Consider the following 14,645-nt stretch of genomic DNA (forward strand, 5'->3'; position numbering starts at 1 on the left):
CACTATGGCGAGCAAGGCGGCGTAGTTCAATCGACACAAAAAAGGCGGCCACAGGGACCGCCTTTGGATTAATTGCCAATGTCGTTCAGATCATATGGCGTCGACTGATAGACCTCATTGATCCAGTTGCCATACAGCAGGTGAGCATGGCTCCGCCAACGGTTCTGCGGCGCCCGCGACGGATCATTGTCGGGATAGTAGTTCGCAGGCACGTTGATAGGCTTGCCAGCTGCAACATCGCGGTCATATTCTTCTTTGAGCGTCCCACTGTCGTATTCGAAGTGGTTAAAGATATAGAGCGCGCGATGCGCAGGATCTTCGACCAATGCAGGTCCCGTTTCTGCGCTATCGAGAAGTATATTGAGCCCATCGATCGGTTCAATTTCATCACGGCGCATTTCGGTCCAGCGGCTTACCGGCATCACCAGATCGTCCGAGAACCCACGCAGGTACGGCGAGGCGGGCTGACAATTGGTATGACGTACGCAGCCGAAAGCCTTATCCGACAGGATGTGTTTCTGCACACCGTGGAAATAGTTGATCATCGCCATACCACCCCAGCATACGCCAAAGGTGGATTGGACGCTGGTTTGGGTCCACTCAAAGACCTCTTTCAACTCATCCCAATAAGTTACCTCTTCGAACGGAAGGTGTTCGATGGGTGCGCCTGTGATGATCAAGCCGTCGAATTTCTCGCCGCTGGCCTTCACTTCTTGGAAGGGGCGGTAAAACTCGGCCATGTGTTCGGCGGCGGTATTGCGCGTCTCGTGCTCTGACATCCGGATCAGCGAGAGTTCGATCTGAATCGGGGTTGCCCCCAACAGACGCGCAAACTGGTTCTCAGTCTGGATTTTCTTGGGCATCAGGTTCAACAGCCCAAACCGTAGAGGACGGATGTCCTGTTTTGCTGCCCGCTCATCCGACATGACCATCACACCTTCGTTCGTCAGAACGTCGAAGGCAGGAAGGTTGGCGGGGAGTTTAATAGGCATTGGTCTGGTCCTGATAGTGTTGAGAGGCGGTATGTAGTCCCGTTAAGCGCGAGCCTCAAGGGTGCGGGCGATCAGCTCTTGGAAATCTCCGGCAGAGCGGACGGCGTAGATATCTTCAGCCTTCACCGTAATGCCCCAGCGATTAGCCATGGCGCGATACCGCGGCTGACGATGGTCGAGAGCCTTGCGGTAGGTCCAGCGGATGAAATCATCGGGGTTCACGTCGTCAGGCGACACTGATTTTTCAGCCAGATAGTCGGCCCAAGCCTTGGTCAGAAACTCTGGCTGATAGGACATCGGTTTTGGCGCTTTGTCGAACCGACGGCAAAGTTCATCGATATGCGCGTCAGAGCCCTCGATCCATACACAGAGGCATTCTTTGGCCAGCGCGGTCATGATCGGATCATTCGCGTCATCCGGATCAACCCATTCGCAGATCGATCCACCCGTATCGCAAATGAAATTCGGATAGCCATAAAGAGACTGCGCACGGCGGATGAAATAGCTCGTGTCCATCAGGGCGTCGATTTCGGCGCGGCGGAATTGATCCTGACGGCGGCGGTATTCGTCAATCGGTACACCACCTTTGTTCGGATCACCAGGTTTGCCGAGGTAAGAGGCCACAGGCGACAGGTTCTCGAACGTGATGTTTGATCCGATGTAAATCGAATCCGACATCAGGAGGTCCCGTAAGAACGGTACCTTCATTGCCTCGGCCTTTGCGTTGTCGGCGATGTATTCGCCCATGTAACGCGTGCCGATGCGGTAATCGACGCTGTAATGGAACCACTCCCCCTGATCCCGCAGAAGGTTAGACACATATGTCTTGCCCAGTCCGGACATGCCAAACAGGAGGATGTGTTTGTTGGGCGCGTTGCGCCAATCGTCTGCGGTTTCGTAAATCATGGTGTCTGGTTCGTTGATCGGGCTTATTGCTTTGGGGTTTTGCCGATCGGCAGCCGCCCGTCAAGAACGACCAACCCCAGCGTCAGCACCATAAAGCCCACATAGGCGTGCCAGTCCAGTGTTTCTCCGTAAACCAAGGCACCTAGGCAGATCGCAAAGGGGATGATTAGAAGCGTCACGAGGCTCAGGTTGCCAGCGCCCGCGGTCGTGAGGACTATATAGTAAAGCCGATAGGCCACCGCGCTCGCCATGATCGCGAGATAGAGAACCGCTACGATACTGCGACCACTGTAGGCAAAGTCAGGCACGCCGTCCGTCCACAAGGCGAGGGGGATCATTATGAGGCCAGCACCCGTCAGCATGCCTGCACTCGCAACCTCAGGCTGGAGCCCGCGCAATGTGCGGCGAGAGATGATAGCCGACAGTGCATAAGACAGTGACGCACCAAGGATCGCCCATTGCCCCAACGCGCTGAGGTTCAGGTTCCGAAACGCGTCGAACCCGATCACAACGACGACACCGCCAAAGCCGATCAGCACACCGATCAAACGGTTCAGAGTGAGGCGCTCATCCGCAAAGAAAATGGGCACCAACAGCACCGTAAAAAGCGCAGTAGTTGCATTAAGAATACTCGCCAAGCCACTGTCAATAAACTGTTGCCCCCAAACAATGAGGGTAAAGGGCAGGGCGTTATTCAGGAGCCCATGCATCAGGAATATCGGGATATATCGGGCCTGTTTGGGCACCTTAGCGCCACCTAGATAAATCCATACCCAGAGCACCATCGCCCCGCCCGTGACCCGAAACGCGACCGTCGTGTAAACGCCGATGCTCTCAAGCGCCGCGCGATTGGCAAGGAACGATCCCGCCCAAATCAGCGCCAAAATAAGGATCATACCCCATGCCTTAGGTGATAGTCGCATCTGCGGAGTCATCGGCGCCTCAATATTTGATCAAAAAGACAAAACCACACAAAAAAGCCCCGCACAATGGCGGGGCTTTGGGAATTTATCGGCTGGGATTAGTAGTTGTATGCCAGCTTCAGACCGATGGCGGTAACCGAGTTGTCGGAGAAGTTGCCAAATGGCGTAGTCAAGTTACCAGGAGCTGGTGTGGTGGTGGAGACAGGTGAATAGGATGTCGCATCACCAACCCAGACCCGACGGATGCCTCCCGACAACTCCATACCGTTATCAAATGTGTACGCGCCACCAAGAGAGAGGCTTGTGTACCCATCGGTCGGCGAAAGGTTCCCTGTGTAATCTCCTGCGGCTTTTTCATAGCCAACGGAAATCAAACCAGAGAAATTATCAGAGAATTTCCGCCCAAGGCCAATTGTATAAGTGTAGGTATCCTTATTCCCAAAATCGGTAAGGTTACCAGCGACACTGTCATCAATAGTAGCTTCGGACCAATCAGCCCAACGAATAGAAGCGATCGCAAGTGTATTCGCAGCAACCCCAGTTTGGAAGTCTAGGTTAACAGTTTGTGGTGTGGTTGCTGTAAGATTACCAACAGCAGTTCCGAAAGGCACGGCAACAGTTCTTGGGTTCGTAGGCGATTCAGGTAGGTTACTATCAAACGTAGGGTTTGGGACCTCTGCTGCGCCGTATCCACTGCCATTTAGAGCAAAACTCATTTCTGAAGAATAGGTTACAGCTGCACGAAGCGCAATCTCTGGGATTTCGTATGCCGCACCGACGACATATCCCATCTCGGACGATTTTTCATAACCTGCTGAATAAGCTTCGACACCTAATTTTGCTGCTCGATATTGACCCTCTACACTCACAATGCGTGGGCCAGCATAAACGCTAGCGTTGTCATTGATTTGGTACTGACCGAGCAGTGTAATTGACGATGAGGTCACTTCTGCTGACGTTCCCGCAAGTGGGTAACCAGCGGTTGAATAGTCAACATTAGCTCCGAACGGCTGATCCATGATGAAAGCCAAAGATACTTTGTCATTCACGTCTGTTTTAAACGCCAGACCAAACGTTGTATAATCGGGTGCGATATTGCCCGAAGGCAAAGGAGCCAAGGTATAAACTCCCGACACATCCGGGCTCACCGACCCGAACGAAATCTCTGCGTAGGTGCCTTCTTCGAACAGAGCGGTGATGCTCTGGCCGGAACGGTCCATGCCGCCTGCGTAGGCTGCGGTGGTGCCGAGTAGCAGGGCGATGCCTGCGCCTGTAAACTTTTTCATGTTTTTGATCCCTGATTACCGTCACGTAAGCTGACGGTCTCCTTCTCCCATGACGTGAACGTTAGCTAACCGAAAGTTGATCGGTCAATTCTGACGCCGCGTAAGATGTTTTTCATGACTTAAGGTAACAGGGGACGTGGTAAACGGAAGATTAACAGACGGATAGGCGCGCGGATAATTTGACAGTTGGTCAAATCTGTTGCGGCACCGCATCAAATAAACCGTTCAGTTTACTTTATTTTTTGAGATCAGGCCGTTCGTGGATTGCATATTCACGCGGAATGCCAGCCGAGATTTCACCCCACGCTGAGGCTTTTACCCGCGCCTGATGCGCATCAAAACTTTGACGATCGGTAAAGAGTTCGGACACGTTGTAACGGCCTGCAACCTCGGGATCAGGAGTTACATCGAACCCCACACAGCCCGTTTCAGCGCGGCTAAGTTCGATATGAAGCGGAAGGGCGGCCGCGATTGCCTCGCGCCGCCCTTCGGGGACATCTATGTATCCCGTGAGTTCGATCATTCTAGCTCGATCGTTCCCGGAGGCTTGGACGTGAGGTCGTAGAACACGCGGTTCACGCCTTTCACCTCGTTGATGATGCGGGTCATTGTTTCGCCGAGGAATTCCTGCGTGAACGGATAGGTGTCCGCCGTCATACCGTCGACTGACGTCACAGCGCGGATTGCAACCGCGTAGTCGTAGGTGCGTCCATCGCCCATAACGCCCACGGTGCGCATCGGAAGGATCGCAGCAAAGGCTTGCCAGATTTCATCATACAGACCGTGCTTGCGGATCTGGTCGATGTAGACGGCATCCGCTTTGCGTAGGATCTCCAGCTTTTCGCGGGTGATCTCGCCTGGGCAGCGGATCGCGAGCCCCGGACCAGGGAAGGGGTGACGACCGATAAAGCTGTCTGGCAGTCCGAGTTCGCGTCCAAGTGCGCGAACCTCGTCTTTGAACAACTCACGCAGCGGTTCGACCAGTTTCAGGCCCATCTTTTCAGGTAGGCCGCCCACGTTGTGGTGCGATTTGATGGTGACCGAAGGGCCGCCCGAGAAGGACACGGATTCGATCACGTCCGGATAAAGCGTGCCTTGGGCAAGGAACTCTGCGCCTTCGATCTGGTCCGCGTATTTCTGGAACACGTCGATAAAGAGCTTACCGATGGTTTTGCGCTTCACCTCAGGATCGGAAATGCCTTCGAGTTCGCCAAGGAACAGCTCGCTTTCGTCCGCATGAATGAGGTTCAGGTTGTAGTTGTCACGGAACATCGCGACGACCTGTTCAGCCTCGTTCAGGCGCAGCAAACCGTGGTCCACGAACACACAGGTCAGCTGGTCGCCAATCGCTTCGTGCAAGAGAATACCCGTGACCGAAGAATCGACGCCGCCCGACAGAGCACAGATGACTTGTTTGTCACCGACTTGGGCGCGGATTTTTTCGATCATTTCCTGACGGTACGACGCCATTGTCCAATCGCCAGTGAACCCAGCCATTTTGACAAAGTTTTCCAGCATCTTGGCGCCGTTCGGGGTGTGGTGCACCTCGGGGTGGAACTGCACAGCGTAGAACTTGCGCGCTTCATCCGCGACCATAGCAAGAGGGGCGTTCGGCGAAACACCGATGACCTCAAACCCAGGGGCGAGCTTTGTGACGCGGTCGCCGTGCGACATCCAAACCTGTTCTTTGCCTTCGCCAAAGAGACCAGCAAAGATCCCGTCGCCTTTGTGACCCTCAGCAGGTGTTACAAAAGCACGCCCATATTCAGCGTGGTGTCCAGCTTCGACCTTACCGCCGAGCTGTTCCATCATAACTTGTTGGCCGTAGCAGATACCAAAGATCGGCAGGCCCATGTCAAAGAGTTCTTGCGGCGCGCGGGGAGAGCCATCGCGCGTCACGCTGTCAGGACCACCAGAGAGGATCACAGCCTTCGGAGCGAGCTCACGAATGGTTTCAGCGGTGACCGACTGATAGGGGTGGATTTCGCAGTAAACCTTCAGCTCACGCAGGCGGCGCGCGATCAGCTGCGTCACCTGAGAACCGAAGTCGATGATAAGGAGGCGTTGATGCTGGGTCATGCCTGCGGAATAGGGCCGCGGCCGCTAAACCGCAAGCGTATTGTCGATAGGGAAATGTCGCTTTTGCCCCCGATAGGACGCAAAATCCGCACCTCGTGTGTTTTTGGCGCGGTATTGAACGTCAAACACCTACCGGAGGGATAAATATGTCGGATGTTGCAGAGGCTCGTGGTCGTCGTGGACGTGGGGGTGGCGGTGCTGCCCGTCGTGCGGAACGGTCTGCCGTCAGCGTCGAAACGGCAAAATACATCGAACGCAACATTCCTAACCTCGAAGTTCTGAACGACGAGGCACTGGAAATCATCGAGAAGAACGCCGAAACGATTCTCGCTGAAGTTGGCGTAAACTTTGTCGATAACCCTGAAGCTCTCGAACTGTGGAAAGCAGCAGGCGCAGATGTTCAGGGCGAACGCGTTCGTATTCCCCGCGGCCTTGCTCGTGAATTGTGCAAAACCGCTCCGTCGAAATTCATTCAGCACGCTCGTAACCCCGAGCGCAACGTTGAAGTTGGTGGCAAGAACCTCGTTCTGGCTCCGGTTTATGGCCCGCCATTCGTACGCGACAGCAACGGTGGTCGTCGTTACGCGACCATGGCTGACTTTGAGAAGTTCGTGAAACTGGGCTATATGTCCAAATGGCTTCACCACTCAGGCGGCACCGTTTGCGAACCGACCGATATTCCGGTGAACAAGCGTCACCTCGACATGCTTTTGGCGCACATGACCCTGTCGGACAAACCGTTCATGGGTTCTGTGACCGAACCGAGCCGTGCGCAAGATTCGGTTGAGATGTGTGAAATCCTGTTCGGCAAAGAGTTCGTCCAGGAAAACACCGTGATGACCTCGCTCATCAACATCAACTCGCCGATGACTTTCGACAGCATCATGATGGGTGCACTCGAAGTTTACGCTCGCAACAACCAAGCCTGCATCATCTCGCCGTTCATCGTTGGCGGCGCAATGGCTCCGGTTTCGGTTGCTGGCACGCTGACCCAGGTTCTGGCCGAAGTTCTGGCAGGCGTGGCTTATAGCCAGCTGGTCCGCAAAGGCGCGCCAGTGATCTTTGGTGCGTTCGTGACCTCGATCGACATGGGGTCGGGCGCTCCGACCTTTGGTACACCTGAGGCCGCTCTGATCACCTACGGTGCTGGTCAGCTCGCACGTCGTCTGAACCTGCCGTATCGTTCTGCTGGTTCGTTCTGTGGTTCGAAACTGCCTGACGCTCAGGCAGCTTATGAAACTGCGAACTCGCTGAACATGGGCCTCATGGCTGGCGTGAACTTCATGCTTCACGCTTGTGGTTGGCTCGAAGGCGGTCTTGTTGCAGACTTCGAAAAGTTCGTGATGGACGCTGATCAGCTCGGCGCTCTGCATGGTCTGGCTCGCGGCATCGATATGTCCGAAAACGGCCAAGCGATGGATGCGATCCGCGAAGTCGGCCCTGGCGGTCATTACCTTGGCTGCGCCCACACTCAGGCGAACTTCCAGACTGCGTTCTGGCGCTCTGACCTCTTTGACTACAAGCCGTTTGAGACTTGGGACGAAGAAGGCGCACGTGACACCCGTGCACTCGCTGCCAATCGCGTCGAAAAGATGATCGAAAACTACCGTCAACCGGTTCTCGATCCAGCTATCGAAAGCGCGCTTCGCGAGTATGTCGCGAACAAGAAAGCGTCGATGCCTGACAGCTTTACCTAAGACCATCAGCCCCGCAGCGCTTCAAACGCTGCGGGGTTTTGCATTGGCACGCAGGTCGCGTGCTTCGGCCATGATCGCAATCAGAACCTCGACGTGCTTTGCAATCGAATACTCGGCCCGTGCGGCAAGCCGATGATCATTCATCCTCCGCTCTAGCTCCAAAAGTTTGACCAAAGCCTCTGCGCATTTAGGCAATGATGGGCTGCGCAAAATGCGGGGCAGGTGGATTGATCGTTTGTAATCATCCACTCCAAATCGCGCCGTCCGCACCAAAAGCGACGGACGATTAAGCGCCGCAACCATTCCAAAGATATCCAACATCGGTCAGTCCTTTCGCATCAGAATTTGGAATATCCTGACACAGGTTTTCCCGTGTTGCGTGTGTTCGAATTTCAGCGTTCGGTCCTGCTACCAGAATTTATCTTTTTGAAACCATTATGATATGGCGCGGTTTCCTTAACATTTAGGTAACCAACGCAATTATAGGTTGAAAAAGTGTTAAGGGCGCTGCGCCCTGACGTGGGATGGACGATCTGGGGAACACTATGACTGTAACTGCTGAAAGGGTGGCCATCGTCACGCATCTGCCTGCGTGGGTGCCCGATGCCGCACGGAACTATCTGGCGCATACCGAAACGGGGCTTTCCATACGGGCATTGGCACGGGCGAGCGACTGCCATGCCTCAACGATTTTGCGCCAAGTGCGACGGTTCGAAAACCGACGTGACGATCCATTGGTCGACGATGCACTCAGACGGCTAGCGGGGCATATGCCTGCGCGGTCTCAAGCGTCAGATGGGGAAACAGCCTTTATGAATGTCGAACTGCGCAATGATCCAAACCCGCAACCTGATGGTCTGACCGAAGACCAAATCACCCGTGAAGCAAACCGTATCCTGCGGCGTCTATGTGAAACGGGTGCCGTTCTGGCGGTTGCTCGCGACATGGAAATGGCGGTCGTCGTGCGGGATGATCCTAGCGGTGGCACAATGCGCACGGCGGTGACGGAACGCGCGGTCGCGCAGGCCTTTGCGCTGCGCGATTGGATATGTTGCGACGATCCCGAAGCCCGCATTGTCCGCTATCGGATCACCAATACCGGCCGCGCCGCAATTCGCCAAATGATCGAAACCAGTGGGTTTGCTGAGCAGCAAAGTCCGTTCATTTCGTCCATGGATGAGCGGTTCTTTGACGACGTTCGGACGGCGGGGCGGGTGACAATTGCGGAAAGTCCGCTAGTTGGGCTTTCGCGTCGACGCGGGAAAGATGGGCAACCTTTTCTGACGCGGGATTTGGTGACCGCAGGGGAACGGCTCCGCGAAGATTTCGAGTTAGCAAATATTGAGGCGAACTCCAAATTGGACTGGGCAGCCTTGATCATGTCACCCGCGGAGACTGAGGTTCGTTTAGATGGCGCGGGGCAGCGTGTTCTGTCGGCCCTCCATGACCTCGGCCCGGGGCTGGGTGACGTCGCATTGCGCTGTTGTTGCTACCTTGAGGGGTTAGAGGCAGCAGAGCGCAAAATGGGCTGGGCCGCGCGCTCGGGTAAAATCGTGCTCCGCATCGCACTGCAGAGGTTAAAGCGCCATTACGATGAGCAAGGCCAATACGCGCCGAAAATCGGATAAAGAAAACTTGCCCTAAGTTGAGTTTCAAATAAGTTCACCTGATGCGAACCACATTCAAACAACTCCGCTACATGATCGCTCTGGCCGAAGAAGGCAGCTTTGTTGGCGCGGCCGAACGCGTTCACGTCTCGCAGCCCGCATTGTCGCTTCAAATCAAAGAGATAGAGAGCAACCTTGGCGTTGATCTATTCGAACGTTTACCGCGTGAAGTTCGATTGACGCGAGCAGGACAGGTTGCGGTGGATCGGGCGCGTCAAATCATGGCAGAGGTAGCAGACCTCGAAAAAGCGGTTCGTGACCAGAAGGGCCTGTCAGGGAGCCTCAAGTTGGGGGTTATCCCGACTGTCGCGCCCTATCTTTTGCCGCTTGCCGTTACCGAAATTCGGGCACGGGATTTGATGCTAGAGCTTCGGATAAGAGAGGCGCAAACAGACCGTTTGATCGAGGAACTTAAACGTGGGCGCCTCGATGCCGCGGTGATGGCGCTACCGATTGGGGAAAAGGGTCTCGTCGCGCATCCACTGTTTGACGATCGGTTTCTGCTGGCCGGATCAAAGGGGCGGCTGGCGGCCATAGCCGACCGAGGAGAGGCGCTGCGCCCGACCGAGATTGTGCCTGATCAACTACTGCTCCTCGATGAAGGCCACTGCCTTGCCGATCAAGCGCTAGAGGTTTGCGGGTTACGTGGTCGCGGTCGCGTCGATCTCGGTGCGTCGTCGCTGTCGACCCTATGTGGCCTCGTGGCCGAGGGGTTCGGTTTGACACTGCTGCCAGAAATTGCCGTTCGAACCGAACAAGCCGCGCAATCGGGGCTGTCGTTGATGCGGTTCAAAGGGGCAGAGCCAAAGCGTACGCTTGCCTTGGTCCGGCGGGAAACCACGACCGACGATGGGTGGTTTACCGAATTGGCGGGTATTCTAACGAATGCCGGGCAGGGGCTTTTGACCCATGCCCGACACGTCTCTCAACCTTAGGCGGCTGCGGTTGCGTTGGCTTCTTTGAGCCACGCCATCACGGTTTCAGGCGAAGATACGCCATAGGGGTCTTCGCCGTGGTTGTCGCTCAGACCCGGCTCTTCGAACCATGCTTCGATCACGCCATCATTGACGACGCAGGCATAGCGCCACGAGCGCAGACCAAAGCCGAGGTTATCTTTACGCACCAGCATACCCATGCGGCGAGAAAACTCACCCGAACCGTCAGGAATGACTTTGACGTTTTTCAGACCTTGATCCTGCGCCCATTTGTTCATCACGAACGAGTCGTTTACGGACATGCAGTAGATTTCATCGATGCCTTCTGCCGCGAAATCTGCAAAACCGTTTTCAAAACCCGGAAGTTGGTAGGTCGAGCAGGTTGGGGTGAATGCGCCCGGCAGCGAGAAAAGAACAACGCGCTTGCCCGCAAAATAATCCGCAGTGGTCATGTCCTGCCAGCGAAACGGGTTCGGGCCGCCAACGGATTCATCACGAACACGGGTCTTAAATGTTACGTCGGGAAGCGTGTAACCAACTTTCATCTGTCTCTCCTAAAAGGTTGCTCTGCAGTGCAGCAATTCTGTCCGCTGTTTAGAATGATTCTACCCAAGCCACAATTCAGACCGAACCCTCAAATGGCGCATAGCTGCCATTCATTGCTTTCAATTCATAAAGAGACTATTTCGGTTCCATCATCGCTCAGGAGGAGGTCCCATGCGCGATCTTAAAATTCCGGATCAGCGGCACCCTGAAAAGGCGCACCGCCCAGACAACGCTCAGCCGAAGAAGCCGTCGTGGATCCGTGTTAAGGCACCGACTTCTGACGGGTATAAGAAAACCGCCGCTATTATGCGCGACCACAAGCTCGCGACCGTCTGTGAAGAAGCCGCATGCCCGAACGCTGGCGAATGCTGGAGCCAAGGTCACGCCACCATGATGATCATGGGCGAGATTTGCACCCGTGGCTGCACATTCTGTAACGTGGCGACGGGCAAACCGAACGCTCTCGACGTGTTTGAACCGGGTCGTGTTGCGGATGCAGTGCAAAAGCTGGGCCTGAACCACGTTGTGATTACCTCTGTCGACCGTGATGATCTGGATGACGGGGGTGCGGAACATTTCGCGCAAACGATCCGTGCCGTGCGCCATCGGTCGCCTGAAACAACGATCGAGGTTCTGACGCCCGACTTTTTAAAATGTGGCCCTGAAGCGTTGGAAATCGTTGTTGAGGCAAAGCCCGATGTGTTCAACCACAACCTCGAAACCGTGCCGGGACTTTATCACGAGGTTCGTCCGGGGGCGCGCTATTTCCATTCGCTGCGCCTTTTGCAGCGCGTGAAAGAGCTCGACCCGTCGATGTTCACCAAATCGGGGATCATGGTTGGCTTGGGTGAAGAGCGGCAGCAAGTGTTGCAAGTGATGGACGACATGCGATCGGCCGATGTGGATTTCCTGACGATTGGCCAATATCTTCAGCCGACGCCAAAACACCACCGCGTTGATGCGTTTATCACGCCAGAGGAATTCGGCTCTTATGAAAAGTCTGCCTATGGCAAAGGGTTCCTAATGGTTTCAGCGACACCGCTGACGCGTTCGTCGTATCACGCAGGCGACGATTTTGCCCGTTTGCGGGACGCGCGAAATAAGAAATTGGGCCTCGCCTAATCCTTCATACGGTCCGCTACGGCGGGCCGTTTTCGTTTAGGCGTAAAGTACGCCCGCGCGATCCTCGAACGCCTTCACGATCCGCGACATCGCCTCGTTAAAGAACATGCCAGCAGCCCCTTGGAGCAGTTTGTTCTTAAACTCAAAATCCACTGAAAACGCGACTTCGCAGCCACCCTCAACATCGCGAAAGTTCCAGACGGAATTGAGATGTTTGAACGGGCCGTCAATGTAGGCTGTGTCGATCTGCATCTTCTCGGGCCAGAGCGTGACACGCGACCCAAAGCTTTCGCGGAAGACTTTAAACGACACGACAAGGTCCGCCAGCATGACCGCATGATCGCCGTGATCAGTCACCGACCGAATGCGCGCACCTGCCGTCCACGGAAGGAACTTTGGGTAGCTCGCCACATCGCCGACCAGATCGAACATCTGTTGTGCGGTGTAGGGCAGAACCTTTGTCTCGGCGTGGCTTGGCATTTTGGCCTCATCGGTTTTATCGCGTCTTTACTTACGGACCACAGCCCGCGATGCAAGAGGGCCATTTCGCCACATAGCCAAAATCGACTTTGACATAGGCGGACTGTTTTCAGACAAAGAGGCGAAACTAACGGAGAGTCAGATGCCCAACCGTCCTTATGTCATTGACGAGATGATTTCCGCAAAGGCCATTGCGGCCCGTATTGAAGCCCTCGCCAAGGTTATTGAGGCAGAGTTTGCAGACACCGACAAACTAGTTGTCGTTGGGCTCTTGCGTGGGTCGTTCGTGTTTATCGCGGATTTGGTGCGCGAGATCGGATTGCCGATTGAGGTCGATTTTCTTGAAGCTTCGTCCTACGGCGATGGAATGGAGAGCAGCCGCGAGGTTCGTATCCTCAAAGACCTACGCGGTCAGATCGAAGGTCGCGATGTTCTGGTAGTCGAGGATATTATCGACACAGGTCACACGCTATCTAAGGTGACTGAGTATCTCAAAACCCGCAAACCCGCGCGGTTACGCACGATTGCGCTGTTGGATAAACCGGCGCGTCGCGAGGTGCCGTTTAAGGCGGATTGGACTGGCTTTGAAATCCCTGATGAATTCGTCGTGGGCTACGGTATCGACTTTGCCCAGCGGAACCGAAATTTGCCGTTTATTGGCTCGGTGAAATTCGTACAGGATTAATTGAAAAGGGGGCCAATCGGCCCCCTGATCGTTTTAGGAGTTCAGTTCGTAGGCGCGTTCGCCGTGAACCGATAGGTCGAGGCCGTTTGTTTCGGTCTCTAGATCAACGCGGATCGGAAAGATCAGTTTGACCACGTAGATGATGATCAGCGTGCCAACAACGGTGAAGATACCGACGATTGCAAGAGCGCCAAGCTGAGCCGTCCATGTAGCTGCGCCAAAGACAGCGAGCATGATCGTGCCGAAGATACCGCCAATCCCGTGAACCGCAAACACGTCGAGCGAGTCGTCGATCTTTAGTTTGTCACGGATCAGGACGACGGCTTCTTGGCAGAGGACGCCAGCGATTGCGCCGATGATCAGGGCCTCAACAGGGCCGACAGAGCCAGCAGCTGGGGTGATCGATGCAAGACCCGCAATCGAACCTGTCACGATAGACACGAGCGAGGCGCGACCGAATTTGATACGTTCCCAGAGCGCCCAAGACAGCGAAGCGGTCGCAGCCGAGAGGTGGGTCACGGTGATCGCCATTGCAGCCGAACCGTTTGCTGCCAGTGCCGAGCCACCGTTAAAGCCAAACCAGCCAACCCAGAGCATGCCAGCGCCGATAAACACGAGGCCTGGATTATGCGGCGGGGTGTGCTTGGTTTTGCGCGGACCAAGGACCAGCGCGAGAAAAAGCGCCGCGAGGCCAGCGGTTTCGTGAACCACGATACCACCCGCAAAATCGACAGTGCCCATCTGTGCAAGGAAACCACCGCCCCAAATCCAATGGGTGACGGGTGCGTAGATCAGCAACATCCAAGCAGCCGAGAACGCCAGTACGAACCCAAAGCCGATACGTTCGACATATGCGCCGATGATCAGGGCAGGGGTGATGATTGCGAATGTCATCTGGAAGGCAAAAAACAGCACTTCGGGGATGGTGCCCGAAACGGTATCTGCATCAACGCCAGCGAGGAACATCTTGGACAGGCCGCCCCAAAATGCGCCTTCGCCGCCAAATGCAATAGAGTAGCCAGCGACAAGCCACAGAACGCTCATCAGACAGGCAACTGTGAAACAGTGCATGAACACACTCAATACGTTACGGGCGCGGACAAGGCCCCCATAAAACAATGCAAGGCCCGGCAGTGTCATGAATAGCACAAGCGCAGTGGCCACAAGAATCCAGGCGGTATCCGCTCCGTTCATTGTCCCCTCCAGAATTGGGTTTTCCCGTTAATGGTGGGCAAAGGCAGGATTCGAAGTGCTTAGGAAAGGCGCAATCGCGGAATATCGTGATAAAATATTCAGCAGTTTTGTAAGTGATTAAATATTAGGCGGT

Annotated in this window: 15 protein-coding genes; 5 read left to right on the forward strand and 10 right to left on the reverse strand. The window is 55.1% G+C overall.

What is annotated here, in order from left to right; translation table 11 throughout:
- Positions 1-68: 68 nt before the first annotated feature.
- From AC07ED_RS06565 to guaA, 6 genes are all read right to left on the reverse strand, one after another.
- The gene (locus AC07ED_RS06565) at positions 69-992 is read right to left on the reverse strand and encodes a homoserine O-succinyltransferase (protein WP_105235062.1); all 924 of its coding nucleotides are present in this window, start codon (positions 990-992) and stop codon (positions 69-71) included.
- A 42-nt stretch (positions 993-1,034) separates the two neighbouring features.
- Positions 1,035-1,898 carry an ATPase gene (locus tag AC07ED_RS06570; RefSeq protein ID WP_105235063.1) on the reverse strand — a complete coding sequence of 288 codons (864 nt, stop codon included), beginning with the start codon at positions 1,896-1,898 and terminating at the stop codon, positions 1,035-1,037.
- 23 nt (positions 1,899-1,921) lie between these two features.
- Positions 1,922-2,821, reverse strand: a complete 900-nt coding sequence (locus AC07ED_RS06575) for a DMT family transporter (protein ID WP_245918151.1) — start codon at positions 2,819-2,821, stop codon at positions 1,922-1,924.
- Between the two features lie 98 nt (positions 2,822-2,919).
- Positions 2,920-4,107, reverse strand: a complete 1,188-nt coding sequence (locus AC07ED_RS06580; RefSeq protein ID WP_105235065.1) for an OmpP1/FadL family transporter — start codon at positions 4,105-4,107, stop codon at positions 2,920-2,922.
- A gap of 235 nt (positions 4,108-4,342) precedes the next feature.
- A complete protein-coding gene (locus AC07ED_RS06585; protein WP_105235066.1) occupies positions 4,343-4,630 on the reverse strand; it encodes a putative quinol monooxygenase in 288 nt (95 codons plus the stop codon).
- The gene (guaA, locus tag AC07ED_RS06590; protein ID WP_105235067.1) at positions 4,627-6,186 is read right to left on the reverse strand and encodes a glutamine-hydrolyzing GMP synthase; all 1,560 of its coding nucleotides are present in this window, start codon (positions 6,184-6,186) and stop codon (positions 4,627-4,629) included. Before guaA ends, AC07ED_RS06585 begins: the two co-directional genes overlap by 4 nt.
- 146 nt (positions 6,187-6,332) lie before the next feature.
- On the opposite strand from guaA, the gene AC07ED_RS06595 reads away from it, so the two are divergent.
- Positions 6,333-7,883 (forward strand): trimethylamine methyltransferase family protein, encoded by a 1,551-nt coding sequence (locus tag AC07ED_RS06595; RefSeq protein WP_105235068.1) that lies wholly within the window; start codon positions 6,333-6,335, stop codon positions 7,881-7,883.
- A 21-nt stretch (positions 7,884-7,904) separates the two neighbouring features.
- Here AC07ED_RS06595 and AC07ED_RS06600 read toward each other — a convergent pair whose 3' ends face one another.
- Entirely contained in the window at positions 7,905-8,204 is a 300-nt protein-coding gene (locus AC07ED_RS06600) for a DUF6477 family protein (protein ID WP_105235069.1), read from the reverse strand.
- A gap of 224 nt (positions 8,205-8,428) precedes the next feature.
- Here AC07ED_RS06600 and AC07ED_RS06605 point away from each other — a divergent pair, with 224 nt between their 5' ends.
- Both AC07ED_RS06605 and AC07ED_RS06610 read left to right on the forward strand, forming a co-directional pair.
- Complete coding sequence (locus AC07ED_RS06605) at positions 8,429-9,511, forward strand: DUF6456 domain-containing protein (RefSeq protein WP_105236348.1); 1,083 nt, start codon at positions 8,429-8,431, stop codon at positions 9,509-9,511.
- A 41-nt stretch (positions 9,512-9,552) separates the two neighbouring features.
- Positions 9,553-10,485, forward strand: a complete 933-nt coding sequence (locus AC07ED_RS06610; RefSeq protein WP_105235070.1) for a hydrogen peroxide-inducible genes activator — start codon at positions 9,553-9,555, stop codon at positions 10,483-10,485.
- On the opposite strand, the gene AC07ED_RS06615 is transcribed toward AC07ED_RS06610, so the two are convergent.
- The gene (locus AC07ED_RS06615; protein WP_067545071.1) at positions 10,482-11,030 is read right to left on the reverse strand and encodes a peroxiredoxin; all 549 of its coding nucleotides are present in this window, start codon (positions 11,028-11,030) and stop codon (positions 10,482-10,484) included. The two genes, AC07ED_RS06610 and AC07ED_RS06615, sit on opposite strands and share 4 nt — an antisense overlap.
- Positions 11,031-11,202: 172 nt before the next feature.
- Here AC07ED_RS06615 and lipA point away from each other — a divergent pair, with 172 nt between their 5' ends.
- On the forward strand, positions 11,203-12,153 hold the full coding sequence (gene lipA, locus AC07ED_RS06620) for a lipoyl synthase (RefSeq protein WP_105235071.1): 951 nt from the start codon (positions 11,203-11,205) through the stop codon (positions 12,151-12,153).
- Positions 12,154-12,189: 36 nt separating this feature from the next.
- Here lipA and AC07ED_RS06625 read toward each other — a convergent pair whose 3' ends face one another.
- On the reverse strand, positions 12,190-12,633 hold the full coding sequence (locus tag AC07ED_RS06625) for a type II toxin-antitoxin system RatA family toxin (RefSeq protein ID WP_105235072.1): 444 nt from the start codon (positions 12,631-12,633) through the stop codon (positions 12,190-12,192).
- 142 nt (positions 12,634-12,775) lie between these two features.
- On the opposite strand from AC07ED_RS06625, the gene hpt reads away from it, so the two are divergent.
- Positions 12,776-13,318: a hypoxanthine phosphoribosyltransferase gene (gene hpt, locus AC07ED_RS06630; protein WP_105235073.1), complete on the forward strand. Its 543-nt coding sequence runs from the start codon at positions 12,776-12,778 to the stop codon at positions 13,316-13,318.
- Between the two features lie 33 nt (positions 13,319-13,351).
- On the opposite strand, the gene AC07ED_RS06635 is transcribed toward hpt, so the two are convergent.
- Positions 13,352-14,512 carry an ammonium transporter gene (locus tag AC07ED_RS06635; protein ID WP_105235074.1) on the reverse strand — a complete coding sequence of 387 codons (1,161 nt, stop codon included), beginning with the start codon at positions 14,510-14,512 and terminating at the stop codon, positions 13,352-13,354.
- Positions 14,513-14,645: the final 133 nt, after the last annotated feature.

The sequence above is a fragment of the Aestuarium zhoushanense genome (assembly GCF_056431045.1).